The sequence below is a fragment of the Neisseria sp. P0022.S010 genome (assembly GCF_051956635.1).
The window spans coordinates 1-18,939 of the sequence record NZ_JBQCXF010000040.1; the positions used below are offsets into that span (position 1 = coordinate 1).

Annotated in this window: 22 protein-coding genes; 4 read left to right on the plus strand and 18 right to left on the minus strand. The window is 48.0% G+C overall.

The window, feature by feature from the left end:
* Positions 1-31 precede the first annotated feature (31 nt).
* From rseP to frr, 6 genes are all read right to left on the minus strand, one after another.
* The gene (gene rseP, locus ACTHUT_RS06330) at positions 32-1,372 is read right to left on the minus strand and encodes an RIP metalloprotease RseP (protein WP_440385909.1); all 1,341 of its coding nucleotides are present in this window, start codon (positions 1,370-1,372) and stop codon (positions 32-34) included.
* Positions 1,373-1,503: 131 nt separating this feature from the next.
* Positions 1,504-2,685, minus strand: coding sequence for a 1-deoxy-D-xylulose-5-phosphate reductoisomerase (gene ispC, locus ACTHUT_RS06335; RefSeq protein WP_070606683.1), 1,182 nt, complete (start codon positions 2,683-2,685; stop codon positions 1,504-1,506).
* Positions 2,686-2,802: 117 nt separating this feature from the next.
* Positions 2,803-3,552, minus strand: coding sequence for an SIMPL domain-containing protein (locus ACTHUT_RS06340; RefSeq protein WP_070837183.1), 750 nt, complete (start codon positions 3,550-3,552; stop codon positions 2,803-2,805).
* Positions 3,553-3,585: 33 nt separating this feature from the next.
* Positions 3,586-4,380 (minus strand): phosphatidate cytidylyltransferase, encoded by a 795-nt coding sequence (locus ACTHUT_RS06345; RefSeq protein WP_295696675.1) that lies wholly within the window; start codon positions 4,378-4,380, stop codon positions 3,586-3,588.
* A 5-nt stretch (positions 4,381-4,385) separates the two neighbouring features.
* Positions 4,386-5,132, minus strand: coding sequence for an isoprenyl transferase (locus tag ACTHUT_RS06350; RefSeq protein ID WP_440385908.1), 747 nt, complete (start codon positions 5,130-5,132; stop codon positions 4,386-4,388).
* Between the two features lie 57 nt (positions 5,133-5,189).
* Positions 5,190-5,747: a ribosome recycling factor gene (frr, locus tag ACTHUT_RS06355; protein WP_440385907.1), complete on the minus strand. Its 558-nt coding sequence runs from the start codon at positions 5,745-5,747 to the stop codon at positions 5,190-5,192.
* Between the two features lie 515 nt (positions 5,748-6,262).
* On the opposite strand from frr, the gene ACTHUT_RS06360 reads away from it, so the two are divergent.
* The 4 genes from ACTHUT_RS06360 to ACTHUT_RS06375 all read left to right on the plus strand — a co-directional run bounded on the left by ACTHUT_RS06360 (position 6,263) and on the right by ACTHUT_RS06375 (position 8,378).
* A complete protein-coding gene (locus ACTHUT_RS06360) occupies positions 6,263-6,991 on the plus strand; it encodes an SH3 domain-containing protein (protein ID WP_440385906.1) in 729 nt (242 codons plus the stop codon).
* 2 nt (positions 6,992-6,993) lie between these two features.
* Positions 6,994-7,446 (plus strand): hypothetical protein, encoded by a 453-nt coding sequence (locus ACTHUT_RS06365; RefSeq protein WP_036493924.1) that lies wholly within the window; start codon positions 6,994-6,996, stop codon positions 7,444-7,446.
* Between the two features lie 160 nt (positions 7,447-7,606).
* A complete protein-coding gene (locus tag ACTHUT_RS06370; protein ID WP_440385905.1) occupies positions 7,607-8,134 on the plus strand; it encodes a hypothetical protein in 528 nt (175 codons plus the stop codon).
* A gap of 19 nt (positions 8,135-8,153) precedes the next feature.
* A complete protein-coding gene (locus ACTHUT_RS06375) occupies positions 8,154-8,378 on the plus strand; it encodes a hypothetical protein (RefSeq protein WP_440385904.1) in 225 nt (74 codons plus the stop codon).
* Positions 8,379-8,458: 80 nt separating this feature from the next.
* Here ACTHUT_RS06375 and ACTHUT_RS06380 read toward each other — a convergent pair whose 3' ends face one another.
* The 12 genes from ACTHUT_RS06380 to nuoH all read right to left on the minus strand — a co-directional run bounded on the left by ACTHUT_RS06380 (position 8,459) and on the right by nuoH (position 18,868).
* Positions 8,459-8,758 (minus strand): DUF2818 family protein, encoded by a 300-nt coding sequence (locus ACTHUT_RS06380; protein ID WP_440385903.1) that lies wholly within the window; start codon positions 8,756-8,758, stop codon positions 8,459-8,461.
* A 220-nt stretch (positions 8,759-8,978) separates the two neighbouring features.
* Positions 8,979-10,421, minus strand: coding sequence for an NADH-quinone oxidoreductase subunit NuoN (nuoN, locus tag ACTHUT_RS06385; protein WP_036492298.1), 1,443 nt, complete (start codon positions 10,419-10,421; stop codon positions 8,979-8,981).
* Positions 10,422-10,430: 9 nt separating this feature from the next.
* On the minus strand, positions 10,431-11,927 hold the full coding sequence (locus tag ACTHUT_RS06390; RefSeq protein ID WP_440385902.1) for an NADH-quinone oxidoreductase subunit M: 1,497 nt from the start codon (positions 11,925-11,927) through the stop codon (positions 10,431-10,433).
* 178 nt (positions 11,928-12,105) lie between these two features.
* On the minus strand, positions 12,106-12,426 hold the full coding sequence (locus ACTHUT_RS06395; protein ID WP_254324285.1) for a cupin: 321 nt from the start codon (positions 12,424-12,426) through the stop codon (positions 12,106-12,108).
* A 75-nt stretch (positions 12,427-12,501) separates the two neighbouring features.
* Positions 12,502-12,807, minus strand: coding sequence for a chorismate mutase (locus ACTHUT_RS06400; protein WP_003747884.1), 306 nt, complete (start codon positions 12,805-12,807; stop codon positions 12,502-12,504).
* Positions 12,808-12,877: 70 nt separating this feature from the next.
* Complete coding sequence (gene nuoL, locus ACTHUT_RS06405) at positions 12,878-14,902, minus strand: NADH-quinone oxidoreductase subunit L (RefSeq protein WP_440385901.1); 2,025 nt, start codon at positions 14,900-14,902, stop codon at positions 12,878-12,880.
* Between the two features lie 115 nt (positions 14,903-15,017).
* Positions 15,018-15,512, minus strand: coding sequence for a hypothetical protein (locus tag ACTHUT_RS06410; RefSeq protein ID WP_440385900.1), 495 nt, complete (start codon positions 15,510-15,512; stop codon positions 15,018-15,020).
* Positions 15,512-16,147 carry a hypothetical protein gene (locus ACTHUT_RS06415; RefSeq protein ID WP_440385899.1) on the minus strand — a complete coding sequence of 212 codons (636 nt, stop codon included), beginning with the start codon at positions 16,145-16,147 and terminating at the stop codon, positions 15,512-15,514. Before ACTHUT_RS06415 ends, ACTHUT_RS06410 begins: the two co-directional genes overlap by 1 nt.
* A 98-nt stretch (positions 16,148-16,245) precedes the next feature.
* On the minus strand, positions 16,246-16,551 hold the full coding sequence (gene nuoK / locus ACTHUT_RS06420) for an NADH-quinone oxidoreductase subunit NuoK (RefSeq protein WP_002215628.1): 306 nt from the start codon (positions 16,549-16,551) through the stop codon (positions 16,246-16,248).
* Positions 16,548-17,219: an NADH-quinone oxidoreductase subunit J gene (locus tag ACTHUT_RS06425; protein WP_440385898.1), complete on the minus strand. Its 672-nt coding sequence runs from the start codon at positions 17,217-17,219 to the stop codon at positions 16,548-16,550. Before ACTHUT_RS06425 ends, nuoK begins: the two co-directional genes overlap by 4 nt.
* Before the next feature lie 11 nt (positions 17,220-17,230).
* A complete protein-coding gene (gene nuoI, locus ACTHUT_RS06430; RefSeq protein WP_070837200.1) occupies positions 17,231-17,710 on the minus strand; it encodes an NADH-quinone oxidoreductase subunit NuoI in 480 nt (159 codons plus the stop codon).
* 81 nt (positions 17,711-17,791) lie between these two features.
* A complete protein-coding gene (gene nuoH / locus ACTHUT_RS06435) occupies positions 17,792-18,868 on the minus strand; it encodes an NADH-quinone oxidoreductase subunit NuoH (RefSeq protein WP_002216340.1) in 1,077 nt (358 codons plus the stop codon).
* Positions 18,869-18,939 lie beyond the last annotated feature (71 nt).

Below are 18,939 nucleotides of genomic sequence, written 5' to 3' on the forward strand. Positions count from 1 at the left end.
AAGCGGAAGCAATCTGGTTCAGTTTCATAAATTATCCAAACAAACGGTTGATGTCATTAAAGAAAGCCACAGCCATCATCAAAAGCATGGCTGCCAGTCCGAAGCGCAGGCCGACTGCCTGTATGCGCTCGCTCAAAGGCTTTCCGCGTATCCATTCGGCGGTATAGAAAACCAAATGTCCGCCGTCTAAAACGGGCACGGGCAAAAGGTTCAACACGCCTAAGCTGATGCTGACCAAGGCCAGAAATTCAAGATAGCTCTGCAATCCATGTTTTGCGGATTGTCCGGCGACATCGGCAATGGTCAGGGGGCCGGAAATATGGTTCAAAGAGGCATTGCCCGTAACCAGTTTTCCGAAAAATTTGAGGGTCGTCCACGAATAGTTGACGGTTTTGTTCCAACCCAATTCAAAGGCTTGGGCAACGGAAGGCGTATAACGGTAGCGGATGGTTTTATCCCACTCTTTATCCGCCTGGGCGGCAAGCCCTGCTCTACCTACCAGCACGCCAGCCGACTGCTCGACGCTGTCCGGCCGGATAGCGGTTGCCAGCACTTTGCCGTCGCGCTCGTAAGTCAGTTCGATTCGTTGGCCGGGGCTGGCGCGGAAAAGTTCCGTCCATGCCTGCCAGCTTTCGATGGGCTTCCCATCGGCGGTCAGCAGTTTGTCGTTTTCCTTCAAACCTGCTTTTTCGGCCGGACTATCAGCCAAGACTTTGCCGATGCGGTTAGTAATTCTAAAAGGCAAAAGGCCGATGTTGCCTTGGCTTTTCGCAACTTTACCTGCTTCAGGCGTGCCGGTGGCATCAATTATGCGGACGGCTTGGGTATTTGAGGCCGTCTGAACAGCGACTTTTACAGGACCAGATTCAAGGTTCAACACCATCTCGGTTTGCGCATCGCTCCAGTCTTTAACGGCAATTCCGTTGACCGATACAATTTTATCGCCTGCCTGAAAACCTGCTTTGGCGGCAATACTGGCAGGCTCGACCATGCCGACATAGGGGCGCAACTCGGTTACGCCGAAGGAAAAGCTCAAACCGTAAAGCAAAACGGCCAAAATCAAATTAGTCAAAGGGCCGGCGGCGACAATGGCGATGCGCTTGGCCGGATGCTGTTTGTCAAAGGCGTAGGGCAAATCTGCTTCTGCCACCTCGCCTTCGCGCGTATCGACCATTTTAACGTAACCGCCCAGCGGAATCGGGGCAAGACACCACTCGGTATTACCGCGTTTTCGGGTGAAAAAGGGCTTACCGAAGCCGACGGAAAAGCGCACGACTTTAACGCCGCACCAGCGGGCAACAATATAGTGTCCGAACTCATGCAGGCTGACCAAAATCAGAATGGCGACGATAAAGGCTAAAAAGGTTTGCAAAAAAATCCCCTGAGTGGAATGTGATAATCAACGGATAAGGCCGTCTGAAAACCGATTATAAAGGCAGTTGTTCCATTTTGTCTGCCTAAATGCCAAGCGGTTGGCGTTTCAGACGGCCTGTCATTGAAGCCTTAATATTTACCGATAAAGGCTTCTGCCTGTCTGCGTGTTTGCGCGTCTTGCGCCAGCAGGCTTTCGATATCATGATGGCCGTCTGAAAAATCTTGGGCAAGGCAGTGGGCTACGACTTGGGCAATATCGGTAAACTTGATGCGTTTATCCAAGAAAGCGGCCACGGCAACTTCGTTGGCGGCGTTCAACACGCAAGGCGCGGCGCCGCCTGCATTCATGGCCTGATAGGCAAGTTTCAAACATGGGAAACGGTCAAAGTCAGGCTTTTGGAAGGTCAACGCGGACAATGCGCCGAAATCCAACTCGCCCACGCCGGAATCGATGCGTTCGGGCAGACCCAAACAATAAGCAATCGGCGTACGCATATCGGGATTACCCAACTGCGCCAATACCGAACCATCTCGATAACGCACCATGCTGTGTATCACGGATTGCGGATGGATGACGACTTCCAGTTTTTCCGGCGGACAGTTAAACAGCCAATGCGCCTCAATCAACTCCAAGCCCTTATTCATCATTGACGCGGAATCGACGGAAATTTTGCGCCCCATGCTCCAATTCGGATGCTTGACCGCCTGCTCGGGCGTAATGCTGTCAAATGTACTTAAATCAGTGTTAAGGAATGGGCCGCCCGATGCAGTCAGGATAATCGAATTGATACCGTGCTCATTCAGACGGCCTGTGTAATCCCTTGGCAATACTTGGAAGATGGCGTTGTGTTCGCTGTCAATCGGCAAGACAGCGGCGCCGTTTTGACGGGCGGTTTCCATGAACAATGCGCCGGAAACCACCAGCGTTTCTTTGTTGGCCAGATAAATGGTTTTGCCCTTTTGAGCGGCGGCCAAAGCCGAGGGCAAACCGGCCGCGCCGACAATGGCACACATCACGCCGCTGACTTCATCGGCCGAAGCCACATCAATCAGGGCTTGAGCACCATATAAAACCTGCGTATCGATGCCTTCTTGTTTGAGTTTCTTTTCCAGCTCGGCGGCATGGCCGGCATCGCCGACAACGGCATATTCCGGGCGGAACTGTTTGCATTGTGCCGCCAGCTTGTCCACCTGCCTATGCCCTGCCAGCGCGAACACGCGGAATTTTTCGGGATGGCGGGAAACAACGTCCAAAGTGCTTTCGCCTATGCTGCCGGTACTGCCTAATATGGTCAGAACTTGTTGTGTCATGGTGTGTTCTTTGTGTGCTGTGCAAACGGTATTCATTGTGTTTGAAATAGATTTCTTTGCCGTTTCCAATTTTCAGACGGCCTTTTGCCTCCCGGCTAAACAGGCCGTCTGAAAGAATTACTCAATGCCGTATTCGATGGTAACAACCAGTCGGACTTGTTTGCCGACGGTGCTTTTATCGTAAGAACCGCCGTATTCGTCGTCCTCACTGCTGCCGGTGTCGGCATAGATGTTGAACGAGCCTTGCGAAGCAGAACGCATGGCGCCCACTTTGCCGCCGCCGGTTTTGGCAAACTCGGCCGCGCGTTTCTGCGCATCCTCAGTCGCCTGCGTAATCAAATCGCGTTTGATGGTTTCCAAATTGCCCAGCAAATATTGCGGATTGTCGAAGCGGATGAATTCGTTTTGCGCACGGAAATTCAAAATGGCGCGCTGGGCGACTTGAATTTTGTCCAGTTTTTTGGTGTTGACCACAATATTGAGGTCGCCGTCGTAGCCGTTGGGCGTGCGGGTTACATTGCCCAGTTCGTCGCGGGTTTCATTGAAAACGCGCGACACTTCGGGCAGGCCCACTTTCATTTCAGCCGCCGTAAAGCCTTGCTCGCCCAAAAACTTAGACAGCTTCTTGCGTCTTGCCGTCAGCAAATCCAAAACTTCCTGATAGCTCTCGCCGTGCGCGTTCACACCCGTATTCCACGTCGCGCTGTCGGATTGGAAGTTTTTCTCCGCCAAACCTTTTACGGTAATCGTCCCCGGTTGGCGCAGATTCTTAAACTGCACGCCCAAAATAAACGCCGCAGCCATCAATCCCAGTGCCAACAATACGCCCAAAATCGATAAAGATGAAATCTGTTTTTGTTCGGACATAATCAGCTCCCTCAACAACGTAAGACAGGCGGTTTAAAACAAATATACGAAAGCGGCATAAATGCTGATAACGGCAATCAGGCTGTCCACACGGTCGAACACGCCGCCATGCCCCGGCAGCAGATTGCTGCTGTCTTTGATACCGGCCGCACGTTTGAGCCAGCTTTCCAGCAAATCGCCGCACACGCTGACAACGGTCAGAATCAAGCCGATCAAAATCGTTTTGAACCAACCGGCTTCAAAAGCCAGCCAACCGGCTTTCCATACGATGGTCATGTACACGGCAACGCACAATGCGCCGCCGATCGCACCTTCCCAGCTTTTACCCGGGCTGATGGTCGGCGCAATTTTGCGCTTACCAAACGACTTGCCGCAGAAATACGCGCCAATATCGGCCACCCACACCAAGCCCATAATCGCCAATAAAGACAGCGCGTCTTCAGGCTGAGGGCGCAGATAAACCAGTGCAAACCAAAACGGCATCACCAACAACCAACCGACCGTGTAAGCCTGCCAGCCGCCGTTTAGCTTCCATTTCGCTTTCAGCCACCAAGGCATGACAATCAGCCAAAACGCCAATACGACACACCAAACCAAATTGGGCAGCTGCCAACCGCCAGCATAAGCAATCACGCCGAACACCAGCGTTGAAGCCAAATAATGATTGATTTTCAGCTTGTCCAAGCCGCTCATGCGGGCATACTCCCACAAAACCAACATGGCAATCAGGCCGCAAAACGCCGCCCACAGCCACATAGGTGCATAAAACAGCATGACCAGCATCAGCGGCAAGAGCCACAGCGCCGTTAAAATCCGTTGTTTCAACATAATTCTCAACCCCGTTGCTGCTCAAGCGGCAGCTGTTCGGAAGTCCGCCCGAAGCGGCGTTCCCGTTTTTGGAACGAAGCAATCGCCTCGTTCAGCGATTTCTCATTAAAATCAGGCCACAGCGTATCCGTAAAATACAATTCCGCGTACGCCATCTGCCACAGTAGGAAATTACTGATGCGCGTCTCGCCGCCGGTGCGGATAAACAAATCCGGCTCGGGTGCATCGCCCAACATCAAATAGCGCGACAACGCCTCTTCCGTAATCTCAGTCGCACCCTCGGCAAGCAACTGATTTGCCGCCTGCAAAATATCCCAGCGGCCGCCATAATCGGCGGCAATGCTCAAAGTCAAACCGGTATTGTTTGCCGTCAACGCCTCGGCCGCCTCAATCCCCTTCAGGATTTCAGCATTAAACCGCTCGCGGCTGCCGATGACTTTCAAGCGCATATTGTTATCGTGCAAACGGCGCACCTGCTTTTGCAAAGCCTGCAAAAACAGCCCCATCAGAAAAGAAACCTCTTCCTCGGGGCGTCGCCAGTTTTCAGTCGAAAAAGCAAACACGGTCAAATACTGCACACCCAGTTCAGCACAATGCTTCACCATGTTCTCCAGCGCATCCAAGCCGCGCTTATGCCCCATCACACGGGGAAGAAAACGCTTCTTTGCCCAACGTCCGTTGCCGTCCATAATCACGGCAATATGTCGGGGGATGGCAGAGTGTTCCAAAATCGTCTGCGTACTGCTTTTCATGTCTGCCTTTCAGGGAGCAAACCGTCCAAAGGCCGTCTGAACGGTTTGCACACAGGATTAAATCGCCATCAAATCTTCTTCTTTGGCCGCCAAGAGCTTGTCTGCCTCAGCAATGTATTTGTCGGTCAACTTCTGAACCGCTTCCTCGCCGCGGTGGGCTTCATCTTCAGAAATTTCTTTGTCTTTCAACAATTTTTTGATGTGGTCGTTTGCATCACGGCGCACATTGCGGATAGACACACGGCCCTCTTCCGCCTCGCCGCGTACCACTTTGATCAAATCTTTACGGCGTTCCTCAGTCAGCATAGGCATAGGGACACGGATCAAATCGCCGACAGAAGCAGGGTTCAGGCCCAAGTTGGAATCACGGATCGCTTTTTCGACTTTTGAAGCCATATTGCTTTCAAAAGGTTTCACACCAATCGTACGCGCATCCAAAAGCGTCACGTTCGCTACTTGGCTCACAGGCACCATGCTGCCCCAGTATTCCACTTCCACTTGGTCAAGCAGGCCGGTATGCGCACGGCCGGTACGTACCTTAGCCAAGTTTTCTTTCAATACTTCCAGAGAACGCTGCATTTTGCCTTCAGCTGTCTTTTGAATATCATTAATCATCTTATACTTTCAATTTCATAGGAATAAAACAGGATTAACCGAGAATAGTACCGTTAAACCGCCCTCACGACAAGGCTTTACGCCCCAACAGCCTTGTTTTCTAACCGATATTTAACATCAAACAAAATAAAGGCCGTCTGAAAATCTTTCAGACGGCCTTTATTGTTTCAAGCAACTACATCAACTCGGCCTTTTTCTGAATTTATTTGGAAACTAAGCTTCTATCTTGAGACCATTGTCTCCATCCACACAAAGAACGAATTTTATTGCTAACAGATATAAACAACTCTACTCTTTTCAATCGAAATGAATTTCCTCGGGAAATATACCGATAATCGGTTATAATGACCAATTATCTAAATTGATTAAACATATTAAATAACTGTAGCATTGAATTTACTATGTTACAATGTTTGCAAATGTTACACATAACTACGTAAAGAAATCTCAATATGAGATTTCTTTTTAATCACTTTTAAAGACTTATATTTCATTCAACCATTGAGAGATAAAAAATGAAAAAAGCCTTTTCTATCTTTTCCATCAGTTTTCTGACTCTAACTCTACTTACTGCCTGTAATCGTAGTGAAAATGAAACGAGAAAAGAACTGAATGCACTGAAAGAGCAATTAGCGCAACAACAAAAGCTTCAGGCTGAACGTGAAAACCAAGAATTGGAACACCGTAAACAAATAGAACAACGACAACGTGAAAACGAAATTTATGAACAAGCCTATCAAAGTGCTCAAGAAGACTTAAAGATGCAACAAATGCTTGAGGAAGAGCAACGACAAGAAGAAGCTAAACAAAAACGCGCTCAAGATGAGCAAAAACAAGACGAGGCAAAAAAGAGACTTGCTATAGAAGAAGAGCGGAAACAAGAAGAAGCTAAAACGAAACCCGAGCAAGAAGAAAAAAAGAAAAAGCAACAAGAAGAAACTAAAAAAGCGGAAGAGAAAAAAACTGCCGCTCCTAAACCTACCGAGAAACTGACTCGCTACCCAGCTTTTGTCATTACTGCTTCGGGTTCAGGCACAATCAATCTTCGTGGAGGTCCATCTACTTCCAACATAGCCGTTAAACAATTAAGAGATGGTCAAGAGCTTCAGGTTATTGCTGAAACCAACAAATGTGAAGATGCAGGCGGTGGATGCTGGGTTAAAGTACAGGTTGGTGACCTAAAAGGCTATGTATCCAATGCTTATTTGCAACGTGGAACAGCCTACGTAGATACGGGGTATTAATTATGCGAAAACTTATTTTTACAGTTCTATTCATCCTTCCCTCTTTTTCTTTGGCTGGAAACTTACATTGTAAAAAGCCCGTAGAAGAAATGATTGGGGAAAGTCAAAGATGCTTTTATCAAGGGGGATTAAGCGATGCCATTACTGCTTTTAGCAAATATTCTGCTCAATGGAATAAAAAGAAAGGTGAGTCCATCCCTTTTCTTTGGTTTCCCATTTTAAAAAACGGCATACCAAAAACAACCGTAACAATGGCACAATTACCAAAATCTCGTTCTGTAACGCCTTTCTCAGAAACTAAAGACTATCCTTTGGAGACCATTGTTGCCGGTATTGAATGGAAAAACAAAAATAAAGTCAAAATTATGGGATGTGTTTATGAGACAGATTATTGTCTCTCTGCTACTTTTATCCAAAAAGAAGATAAAGTCTTTATTGAATCCATATCTACCTAACTCAAATAGGATACGCAGATGGGAATTGCTATTCTGACAATATTTATCTGAACAAAATCAGATTGTCAGACATGAAGGTCTTAAACCGTACTTATCTTGATCGACAAGTTAGAGCAGATGATTAATTAGCATAAAATGCCCTTATTCTAAGAGAATTGAAATGAAAAAAATTCTAGCTGTTATCGGTACATTACTTACTACCTTGTGCGTTTTCATTTGGTCTCAATTAATTGCTCCTAGTGCAACAGAGGCAATTAAGGCAAATGTTAAGCCTATTCTCATTGAGATATTTAACAACCAACTGAAAGATTCCGGTATCCTAAAAAATAATTTAGATGATAAGAAAGTTGCAGAAGACTTGATTACAGAGAACATAACTGATCTAAACTGTAAAAATGGAGAGTCTGAACAACAATGTACAGACCGAATTTTAGAAGAGTCCGGCGCAAACCAACTCAAAAAAGATTTAGATATTATCAACGCCCAATATGAAAAATGTCACCAAGATGTGCAAAGACTGAATATAGACTTACTTAATGACGAATTAGTTTATAGAACCAAAATCAAGTGCATGATTGTCAATAACCAAGGCGAAAGATTAGACAACCTCGCAAAATCAGAGCCTTATCTAGCAAATACTATCTATCAAATTAAAAGAAGCATCTTCCCAGCATACAACGGCCACTAATTCATAATCAGGAAATCGTATGAACAAACTTTTAGCAACAATATGTATTCTAGTTCTATCTGCTTGTGCTACAGATACTTACCACCACCAACCACAACAATATAGAAAGCCTCAGAAATCCTCATACCGGCGCGTTGTTCAGGAATGTAATTATCACCAAGATAAAAACTCAGTTCAAAATCCTAAGATTATTACTGATACAAGAAAACAAGAATGTAAAAACTTTCGTAGCCAAATGATGTAAAGTCATTACCACCTACATTCTCAAATACAAGGCCGTCTGAAAATCTTTCAGACGGCCTTTTCTTTATTCAAATTCAAATCCTACTCTCTATTTCGCTCATTCCAAAAATAACGCCATACAAAGCATGGAAAAGCAAAAATCAGGTAGAGGCAAACCACGGTCGCGTAAAACTCCCAATCTTGGGCATGTACGGTACCGGCGCGTGATTCGAGGATATAGGCGAGAATCGCGGTAAGAAGGAAGCCTGCCAGCAATTCGATCAAGTGATGGCCGATGTGTTTGCGTTTCAGGGCGACGATGCCGAAGAATTTGGTGGTAATAAATGGTGCGTTGGCAAAGATAAGTGCCAACAGCAAAAGAATGTACATGGATGCGGTCATGATGGTCTTTCTGTTTTCAGACGGCCTGTGTGTGATTTTAACATGTTAAATGGGCATTCTTGCCCATCATTATCCGTGGAATATTCAATATCTTGATGATACCTGCTTGATGATTGTTCAAAGGCTTGAGGCCGTCTGAACTTTGGGTATATTTCATCCGAATGCGAATCCTAACAAAAACGGCGACTTTGGAACAGCCGCCGTTGGTTTTGTTTAAAGCTTACAGGGTATTTTCCAATGCTTTGGCACACCAGTCTATAACGGTTTGCGGCATGATACCCCACAGGAGCAGCAGGAAGGCATTGACCGTCAGGACAAATTTGGCGGCATAGTTGCTGCCGACCGGCTGGTCATGGTCAGGCGCATCGAAGTAGATAACTTTGACCACGCGCAGGTAGTAGAACGCACCAATCAGCGACATGATGACGGCAAATACGGACAACCAAACATGGCCTTGTTTCAAGAGCGCCATAATCACGCCAAATTTGGCGTAGAAGCCCATCAGCGGCGGAATACCCGCCATGGAGAACATGGACAGCAGCATCAGGAAGGCAAACCATGCATGGCGTTGGTTAAGGCCTGCGAGGTCTTTGATGTTTTCACATTCAATATCTTTGGTGGACAATACCATCAAAACGCCGAAGCTGACTGCCGCCATCAAAGCATAGGTAATGGCGTAGTACAGACCTGCGGTAAAGCCGACTGCGCCTGCCATAAACGCCAACAGGATAAAGCCCATGTGCGATACGGTGGAGTAGGCGAGCATACGTTTGATATTGGTTTGCATGATGGCGGCAAGGTTACCGACCACCAAAGAAGCAACGGCAAGGATGGCCAACATCGGCGCCCAGTCTGAATGTACTGTACCCATGCCGGTCACAAGAATACGGAACGCAAAGACAACGGCGGCAATTTTTGGAGCCGTACCCACAAAGGCGGCAACGGATGTCGGCGCGCCATCGTACACATCGGGTACCCACATATGGAATGGAACCGCACCCAATTTAAATGCAATGGCGACTACAATAAACACCATACCCAATTTCAACAACCATTCATTGGCCTGCTCATTGAAAGCAGAAGCCAAGACGGAAGCAAAATCAAGAGAACCGGTGGCGCCGTAAACCATGGAAATACCATAGAGCAGCAAACCGGAGGCCAACGCGCCCAATACGAAGTACTTCAGCGCGGCCTCGGCAGAGCGGCCGGAATCGCGGCGCAGGGCAATCATGGCGTACAGCGACAAAGACAACAATTCCAAACCGATATACGCAGTCAGGAAATGTGCCGAGCTGACCATGACGCTCATACCCAACAGGGCAAACAGCGACAGGGTGTAAAACTCGCCTTTAAAGATTTGGCGGTCTTGGTTGTACGGTTTACTGTAAATAAACAGACCGAAAGTCAGCGCATACAGCACCAGTTTTGCCAAACGGGACATGCCGTCTGCAATATACATACCGTGAAAGGCATCGACACTGCCCTGTTCCCATACTGCCAATTGGGTAACGGCCACGATGATGACCGTTCCCAAACTCATCAGATGAGTCAGATAGCGGTTTTTATCGCAAATCCACAAGTCTGCCAGCAATACGACACCCAATAGCGCAAGCAGCACGATTTCGGGCATGGCGGGCATTAAATTCAAATCAGACCAGTTCATTTACACACCTCAAATCTTGCTTTGTGCCACATGGGTAATCAAATCGTTTGCCGCTTGATGCACCACTTCGATAAACGCTTGCGGATACAGACCCATGCCCAAAACAGCAACCGCCAAAATCGCCAAAATCGCAAATTCGCGGCAATTGATGTCTTTCATTTCGGCAACGTGCGGATTGTGGATCGCACCAAAAATAACGCGTTTGTACATCCACAGGGTATAAGATGCACCGTAAATCAAGGTCATGGCAGCCAACGCGCCCACCCAGAAATTCACTTTAACCGCGCCCATAATCACCATAAACTCGCCCACGAAGCCGGAAGTCGCAGGCAGACCGGCATTGGCCATACCGAACAACATCATAAACGCCGCAAACTTAGGCATCACATTGACCACACCGCCATAGTCGGCAATATTGCGGGTATGCAGGCGGTCGTACATCACGCCGATACACATAAACATCGCGGCAGACACAAAACCGTGGGAAATCATTTGAATGATTGCGCCTTTCAATGCCCAGTCATTCAATTGGCCGTTTACAAACAGGAACATACCCAAAGTGACAAAACCCATGTGGCTGATGGAAGAGTATGCCACCAGTTTTTTCATATCGGTTTGCACCAAAGCCACCATACCGATGTAAATCACAGCAATCAGGCTCAATACGATGATCACGGGGGCAAAATAGCGTGCCGCATCCGGCATAATCGGCAGGATAAAGCGCAAGAAACCATACGCACCCAGCTTCAGCGTAATGGCCGCCAACACCATCGAACCGCCGGTCGGCGCTTCAACGTGGGCATCCGGCAACCAAGTGTGCACAGGGAACATCGGCACTTTTACGGCAAATGACAGGAAGAACGCCGCAAACAAAAGCTGTTGTACGCCCAACGGAATCTGTTTGATGTTTTGGAAATCGACAATAGAGAAGCTGCCTGTCTGATAGTACAGGTAAACCATGGCAACCAGCATCAAAAGCGAACCCATCAGCGTATAGAGGAAGAGCTTGACCGACGCATAGACGCGGCGCGGACCACCCCATACACCGATAATCAGGTACAGCGGAATCAGCATACCCTCGAAGAACACATAAAACAGAATCGCATCCTGCGCGGCAAACGCACCATTAATCAAACCCGACATAATCAGGAAAGCGGCCATATACTGCGCCGGACGTTTCTGAATGACTTCCCAACCGGCCAATACCACCAACAGCGTAATAAACGCATTCAAGATGATAAAGAGCACTGAAATACCGTCCACGCCCAATGCGTAGTTGATTTTCAGCAGCGGAATCCACTCGTGGAACTCGGTAAACTGATAGCCGCCGCTCAAACGGTCGAAACCGGTAAACAGGGGCAGCGTTACCAAGAAACCGGCAAGCGCACCCATGAAGGCAAGCACACGCGCCAGCGGCGCACGGCTGTCCTTACCGGTCGCCAAAACCAGCACACCTGCGGCGATGGGTATCCATATTGCCAAGCTGAGTAGGTAGTTGGAAAACATAGTGGTTAACCTGTGGTTAAAATAAAAAATATAGTTGTATGGGTTGGTTTCCAGACGACATTTCAGGAGGCCGTCTGAAAAAGATTGTGTATTTTGTGTACGGCAAAATCAAGAAAAATGTATATCTGCCGTCATTCTCTTATTCTGTTGCTGTCTCAAACCTTCTTTTCAGACGGCCTCAAACACTGTCCTCTTTCTCAATCACCAGAATCCGCGCCTCGCCGCACGGATGGGCGACGTGTTCCGTGCCGATTCCTGCATAGAAGATATCTCCGCTTTTTAAACGAACGATGTGTTCTTCGCCGTTTTCTCGGTAGTGCATCTCAACTTCGCCATCCATCACAGCAAACACTTCCTCGCCGTCGTTGATGTGCCATGTGTAGGGCTGGTTCGTCCAGTGCAGGCGCACGGTGGTGCCGTTCATATTGGCGATGTCGAGCGCGCCCCATGCGCGGGAAGCGGTAAATTCGGCGGAGCGGATGGTTTGTGTGTCTGACATGGTTTTTCTCGCCTCTATATTTCAGACGGTCTCTTCCCTATTTTTCTTGTCAAAACCGTTATCCGAAGATTTCGACTACGCTCCGTCGGTACGGTTGGTGTCCATCTCAAGTTTAATGAACGCATCAATCATGCTGCGCCAAACTGCTTCTGCTACTTCGGGCGACAAACCGGCCTTTTCGGCATAAGCGCGGCGAGAGGCAATCACTTGAGCCACCCGTTCGGGCGCGGAAACCGCCTGCACATCGTTTTTAGGTTTCAGACGACCAGCCTGCCGTACCAATTTCTGCCGGCGGGCGAGTAATTCGATTAATCCCTTATCCAAACCGTCGATGGCTTCGCGGACTTCGTCCAGGGTTTGCGGTAATTTGTCTTCAATCATTATTGCTCAAATTTTCTTTTTCAGACGGCCCTATACACAAACTATAGACAGGCCGTCTGAAATCCCGCTTTTATCGGAACAATCCCCAGAAGGTCATGCCGAGCAGTACCAATACTCCGAATACCATAGCGGCTGCATAGGTGTAGATGAAGCCGGTTTGGACTTTGCGTACCTGCGCGGCAATCGCACCGACCAGTTTGGCAGAGCCGTTGACGATACCGTTGTCGATAATGGCGGTATCGCCGACTTTCCAGAAGAAAGTACCCAATGCGCGCGTGCCTTTGGCAAAGACGTTGAAATACAGGGCGTCGAGGTAGTATTTGTTTTCAAACAAAACGTAAATCGGACGGAACGCCTGTGCAATTTTCGCAGGCAGGTGCGGCAGTTTGACGTACAAAAGCCATGCGCTCAATACGCCTGCGATAGCGAGGTAAAGTACGGGCGAATGCAGGCTGTGCAACACCATTGCCAATGCGCCGTGGAACTCTTCCTTCATGATGTGCATGGTCGGATGCGCGTCGGCATTAACGAAAATCACGTCTTTGAAGAAATCGCCGTAAAGCATAGGCTCGATGGCAACATAGCCGATGATGACGGACGGAATGGCAAGCAAAATCAAAGGCAGGGTAACGACCAGCGGGCTTTCGTGCGGATTGTCGTTTTTGCCCAAGCCGTGATGCTCTTCACCATGATGATCGTCATGATGTTCAGGCAGGCTGCGCCATTTTTCTTCGCCGTGGAACACCATAAAGTATTGGCGGAACGCGTAAAATGCGGTAACGAACACGCTGGCGAGGACGGCAAAATAGGCAAAGCCGCTGCCCGGCAGGGTGCTGTATTTCGCTGCTTCGATAATCGAATCTTTGGAATAGAAGCCGGAGAAGAACGGCGTACCGATCAGCGACAAGTTACCGATCAGCATGGTCAGCCAAGTAATCGGCATGTATTTTTTCAGGTTGCCCATATGGCGCATATCTTGGTCATGGTGCATACCGATAATCGCGCTACCTGCGGCCAAGAACAACAAGGCTTTAAAGAAAGCGTGGGTCATGACGTGGAACATCGCCACGGAATAGGCAGACGCGCCCAGAGCCACGGTCATATAGCCCAGTTGCGACAAGGTGGAATACGCAACCACACGTTTGATGTCGTTTTGAATCACACCCAAGAAACCCATAAACAGGGCAGTAATCGCACCAATTACCATGATGACAGACAGCGCAGTGCTGCTCATCTCATAAATCGGCGACATGCGCGATACCATGAACAGACCGGCGGTAACCATGGTTGCGGCGTGAATCAATGCGGAAATCGGTGTCGGGCCTTCCATCGAATCAGGCAGCCAAACGTGCAGCGGGAATTGCGCCGATTTACCCATCGCACCGACAAACAGGAGCAAACAGGTTACGGTAATCAAAGACCATTCCACACCGGGGAACAGTTGGATAGTGGCCGTCTGAACATTAGGCAGATAAGCGAATACATCTTGATAGCGCAGGCTGCCGCCGAAATAGGCAAGTACCAAGCCGATACCGAGTAAAAAGCCGAAGTCGCCGACACGGTTGATCAAAAAGGCTTTCAGGTTGGCAAATGTTGCGCTCGGACGTTTGAAATAGAAACCGATCAAGAGATACGACACCAAACCCACAGCCTCCCAGCCGAAGAAGAGCTGGATGAAGTTGTTGCTCATAATCAGCATCAACATGCTGAAAGTAAACAAAGAAATATAGCTGAAGAAGCGTTGGTAGCCGACTTTTTCATCGTGCATATAGCCGATGGTATAGATATGTACCATCAACGATACGCCGGTGACCACGACCATCATCATCGCCGTCATCGTATCGACCAAGAAGCCGACGGAGAAATCCAAGCCGCCCATTGTCAGCCAGGTATAAACGTTCTCGTCAAACTTGGTACGGCTGCCATTGAGGAATCCCCACAGCACATAAGCCGACAGCAAGGCGGACACCGCCACACCGAGTATTGTTACGGTATGCGCACCGGCACGTCCGATTTTGTTGCCGAACAAACCCGCAATCAGCGAGCCTGCCAAAGGCACAAGGGCAATAATGAGATATAAAGTCATGTCGTTCATTTTGGATGAACCTTATTTAAGATTTTTGGCAGTTTAAAATTTTGTTGGTTATAAGCTACTTTTTTAGGAGATTAGACTATCTGAATATGTATTGTTACAAACAAATAGTCCAGCTTTAATTCGTTTTATCGATATCACTCAATATTTTCCCTAACTCTGCAAATTTCTGTTCAAATATTCTATCTAGAATAGGATTTGGCGTTGTATGCACAGTAGGAAATGGCTCATGTTTGGGTGAAAAAACTTGGATAAAAATAGTATTTTCATCAACCTTTTGATAGTGGATAACCTCCAATGAAGTATCGCCATTCGGATTAAATTCCAACTTTTTTATTGCCACTGGATATTTTCTCTTATGGTAATTTGGCCCAGAGTGGTAATGCCAACAATTCAACTTTTTGTATTCTTCTACACCGGACAGTTCATTGCCAAAATCATCTTGCCAAGACGGTTTATTTTTACCTGATAGTTCACGGTCTCTTACGACCTTATCAATAAAATCAATCAAGGCTTCTTTTTCTTTTTGATTAAGAAATTTTGTATCTTTAAAAAAGGGGGTATTCAATATCCCATTTTCTGCTTTCATTGGCTCGGCAATTTCTACTATCATCAAGCTTCCCCAAATAAAACTCGACGAATGTCATCACGCGAATGGGTTTCATTAAATGTAAATGCTGCCTTTGAGCGTGTTTGAGCTATTTTAACCATCTCGTAATGATACATCGCCGCATAAAACTGATTGGCACAAGACAAAGCTTGCTTATCTACTTCAATAATTTTCTTAAACAACGCGTGAATTTGGTATGTATCTTGCTGTCCTGTTAGCTTTTCCAGTGTATACAAAACCTTATCTAACACGATAATCTGTTCCATACTTTTCTGAATGTCGTCTCTTATATCAGTTAATTCGTTAGCATGAATAAGACCTTTCAGTTCATCATTCGCTGCAATATCAACCAAAATGGAGGAAAATAATTGCACTGCCTCTGGTAAGCGCCGAAATTTACGTGAGAACTCTGTACTCAAATCTCGATACAGTTCGGCAAAGGCATTTTTCTTACTCAGTGTAAGTTTACGCCGCGTTTCGCGGTTAGTTGGGTAATTTGCCAGTTTTTGAATAGACAATTCTGGGTCTATAGTTTGTACAGACTGGCTATACACGTTTGAGGCAGTTGCCATTACACCAACTGCCGTAAGCGTACTCATAAATCTTTTAATTGTTTGTCGCAACTTATCTTGGCTCATAATTATCTTTATCTTGCAATTTCAAATTAGATTTTACGCAGCTATATCTGGTAACAGGGATTTTATACGTTCTGTTTCAAATCGCCTGAAACCACTGCCTAACCTTTCAACTCGTCCAAATCGGCAACATTAATCGTTTGTCGATTGCGGTACACCAGCACCATAATCGCCAAACCTATGGCGGATTCGGCAGCGGCGACGGTCAATACGAAGAATACGAAAATCTGTCCGGCGGTATCGCCCAAGTGCTGTGAGAAGGCGATAAAGTTGAAGTTTACCGCCAAGAGCATCAGCTCGATGGACATCAGCAATACCAGCACGTTTTTGCGGTTCATAAAGATACCCATTGCGCTGATACCGAACAGGAGCGCACCCAATACCAGATAATGCGTCAAGGTAATCATGCTTTGCCCTCCCCTTCCGGCTTGAGGCCGTCTGAAACTTCGCTTTCTTCGGCAGATTCGACTTGCGGTTTGACCGCTTCCATTTTCACCAGACGCATACGGCCTTGGTCAGCACGTACTTTAACTTGGTCTGCAGGATCCATACGTTTCGGATTGAAAGTTTTGCGGTGAACCAGTGCAATCGCGGCTACCATACCCAACAGCAGCAATACCGCCGCCAACTCAAACGGCAACAAGTAGTCAGTATAAATACGGCTACCCAAATCGCGGATATTGTTGTAATCGGCCGGAATGTCTTTCATCAGGCCAAATGCGGCCAGGTCGGTTTTCGGGTTAACCAAAATCAGAATCAGGGCAACCGCCAACAATGTGCCGACCACGCCGGCAACAGGCGCATGACGCCAGAAACCGGCGCGCATTTCTTCAATGTCGATGTTCAACATCATCACGACGAACAGGAACAACACCATTACGGCGCCGACGTAAACCACCACCAGCGTCACACCCAAGAATTCGGCCTGCATCAGCATCCAAAGCATCGCGCTCACGCAGAAGGTCAGCACCAGATGCAAAGCAGCGTGCACAGGGTTTTTAGCGGTAACGGTACGAACCGCACCGTACAAAACGATGGCGGCAAGGATATAGAACAGAATCGCGGAAAAAGTCATTCGTCTGCTCCTTAACGATACGGCGCGTCAGCGGCTTTGCGTTTGGCGATTTCGGGTTCGTATTTGTCGCCAATGGCCAAAAGAATCGGCTTGGTCATGTGCAAGTCGCCTTTTTTCTCGCCGTGGTATTCAAAAATATGGGTTTCCACAATCGCATCGGTCGGGCAGGCCTCTTCGCAGAAACCGCAGAAGATGCACTTGGTCAGGTCGATGTCGTAACGCTTGGTGCGGCGGGTGCCGTCTTCGCGTTCTTCCGATTCGATGTTAATCGCCATTGCCGGACAAACTGCCTCACACAATTTACACGCAATACAGCGCTCTTCGCCGTTCGGATAACGGCGTTGCGCGTGCAGGCCGCGGAAACGCACGGATTGCGGCGTTTTCTCTTCGGGGAAATAAATTGTGTCTTTGCGGGCAAAAAAGTTTTTGAGCGTTACGCCCAAGCCTTTTACCAATTCGCCAAGCAGAAAGGTTTTTACTAAGTTAGCCATATTTATGTTCCCTCAAAACAGGGATTTCGTTAGGTATTCAAAATCGCTTTGTTCAGACGGCCTCAAGATGCCGTCTGAAACTTATTTCCACAAATTCAGCGGTGAAATCATCCACACGCCCAAAATCACGATGTAGGCGAAGCCGATCGGAATCAGCACTTTCCAGCCCAAGCGCATGATTTGGTCATAACGGTAGCGCGGGAAGGTTGCACGAATCCATAGATACCAGTACAACACTGCCGCCATTTTCACGAACATCCAGAATGCGGAAGGCGTACCGATAAAGCCCCAGCTTTGCGGGAATGGGGACAACCAGCCGCCGAGGAACATCAGCGATGTCAGCGCGGCAATCAGAATCATGAAAATGTATTCGGCAAGGAAGAACAGCGCGAACGCGAAGCCGGAATATTCAACGTGGTGACCGGCAACGATTTCAGATTCACCCTCTGCCACGTCAAACGGCGCGCGGTTGGTTTCGGCAACGGCGGAAATCAGATAGACAATGAAGATGGGGAAGAGCGGCAGCCAGTTCCAAGAGAATACCGAACCGCCCGCGATACCTTTGGCCTGCGCGGCAACGATGTCGGAGAAGTTCATGCTGCCCGACACCATCACGACACACACCAGCGCGGCACTCATGGCGATTTCGTAGGAAATGCTTTGCGCGGAAGCACGCATTGCGCCCAAGAACGAATATTTGGAGTTGGACGCCCAGCCTGCAATGATCACGCCGTAAACCGACAGCGAGGTAATCATCAGGATGTACAAAAGGCCGATATTGATATTGGTCAGCACCCATTCTTCGTTGAACGGAATCACTGCCCATGCCGCGAAAGACGGGGCGAGCGACATAATCGGGCCGATGTAGAACAGGGCTTTGTTTGACAGCTTCGGACGGGTTACTTCTTTAAACAAGAGTTTGAACACGTCGGCAAACGGCTGAATCAGCCCCCACGGGCCGGTTACGTTCGGGCCGACGCGAAGCTGCATAAAGCCGATGACTTTACGTTCGAAATACGTCAGGTAGGCAACGGTCAGAATCAGCGGAATCAGGATAATCACGATTTTGACGATGACGGATACCACCAAGCCTACGGTAATACCCAAATCGCCCAGACCGAGCGTTGCGGCAAAGAGGTTTTGGAACCATTCTTGCATGATCAAGCTCCCGCCAGTTCAATAGTGTCCATCAACGCACCCAGCGCGGCATTTTCGGTATGCAGCGGCAG

What these genes read in the sequence shown, in the direction of transcription:
- ACTHUT_RS06425 (WP_440385898.1), bottom strand. Translation starts at nt 17,219, where the DNA reads ATGACTTTTTCCGCGATTCTGTTCTATATCCTTGCCGCCATCGTTTTG.
- nuoI (WP_070837200.1), bottom strand. Translation starts at nt 17,710, where the DNA reads ATGGCTAACTTAGTAAAAACCTTTCTGCTTGGCGAATTGGTAAAAGGC.
- ACTHUT_RS06400 (WP_003747884.1), bottom strand. Translation starts at nt 12,807, where the DNA reads ATGATTGAAGACAAATTACCGCAAACCCTGGACGAAGTCCGCGAAGCC.
- ACTHUT_RS06350 (WP_440385908.1), bottom strand. Translation starts at nt 5,132, where the DNA reads ATGAAAAGCAGTACGCAGACGATTTTGGAACACTCTGCCATCCCCCGA.
- ACTHUT_RS06365 (WP_036493924.1), top strand. Translation starts at nt 6,994, where the DNA reads ATGCGAAAACTTATTTTTACAGTTCTATTCATCCTTCCCTCTTTTTCT.
- frr (WP_440385907.1), bottom strand. Translation starts at nt 5,747, where the DNA reads ATGATTAATGATATTCAAAAGACAGCTGAAGGCAAAATGCAGCGTTCT.
- ACTHUT_RS06340 (WP_070837183.1), bottom strand. Translation starts at nt 3,552, where the DNA reads ATGTCCGAACAAAAACAGATTTCATCTTTATCGATTTTGGGCGTATTG.
- ACTHUT_RS06375 (WP_440385904.1), top strand. Translation starts at nt 8,154, where the DNA reads ATGAACAAACTTTTAGCAACAATATGTATTCTAGTTCTATCTGCTTGT.
- nuoH (WP_002216340.1), bottom strand. Translation starts at nt 18,868, where the DNA reads ATGCAAGAATGGTTCCAAAACCTCTTTGCCGCAACGCTCGGTCTGGGC.
- ACTHUT_RS06360 (WP_440385906.1), top strand. Translation starts at nt 6,263, where the DNA reads ATGAAAAAAGCCTTTTCTATCTTTTCCATCAGTTTTCTGACTCTAACT.
- ACTHUT_RS06380 (WP_440385903.1), bottom strand. Translation starts at nt 8,758, where the DNA reads ATGACCGCATCCATGTACATTCTTTTGCTGTTGGCACTTATCTTTGCC.
- ACTHUT_RS06370 (WP_440385905.1), top strand. Translation starts at nt 7,607, where the DNA reads ATGAAAAAAATTCTAGCTGTTATCGGTACATTACTTACTACCTTGTGC.
- ACTHUT_RS06390 (WP_440385902.1), bottom strand. Translation starts at nt 11,927, where the DNA reads ATGTTTTCCAACTACCTACTCAGCTTGGCAATATGGATACCCATCGCC.
- nuoN (WP_036492298.1), bottom strand. Translation starts at nt 10,421, where the DNA reads ATGAACTGGTCTGATTTGAATTTAATGCCCGCCATGCCCGAAATCGTG.
- ACTHUT_RS06410 (WP_440385900.1), bottom strand. Translation starts at nt 15,512, where the DNA reads ATGATAGTAGAAATTGCCGAGCCAATGAAAGCAGAAAATGGGATATTG.
- ACTHUT_RS06395 (WP_254324285.1), bottom strand. Translation starts at nt 12,426, where the DNA reads ATGTCAGACACACAAACCATCCGCTCCGCCGAATTTACCGCTTCCCGC.
- ACTHUT_RS06415 (WP_440385899.1), bottom strand. Translation starts at nt 16,147, where the DNA reads ATGAGCCAAGATAAGTTGCGACAAACAATTAAAAGATTTATGAGTACG.
- ispC (WP_070606683.1), bottom strand. Translation starts at nt 2,685, where the DNA reads ATGACACAACAAGTTCTGACCATATTAGGCAGTACCGGCAGCATAGGC.
- nuoK (WP_002215628.1), bottom strand. Translation starts at nt 16,551, where the DNA reads ATGATTACCTTGACGCATTATCTGGTATTGGGTGCGCTCCTGTTCGGT.
- ACTHUT_RS06345 (WP_295696675.1), bottom strand. Translation starts at nt 4,380, where the DNA reads ATGTTGAAACAACGGATTTTAACGGCGCTGTGGCTCTTGCCGCTGATG.
- nuoL (WP_440385901.1), bottom strand. Translation starts at nt 14,902, where the DNA reads ATGAACGACATGACTTTATATCTCATTATTGCCCTTGTGCCTTTGGCA.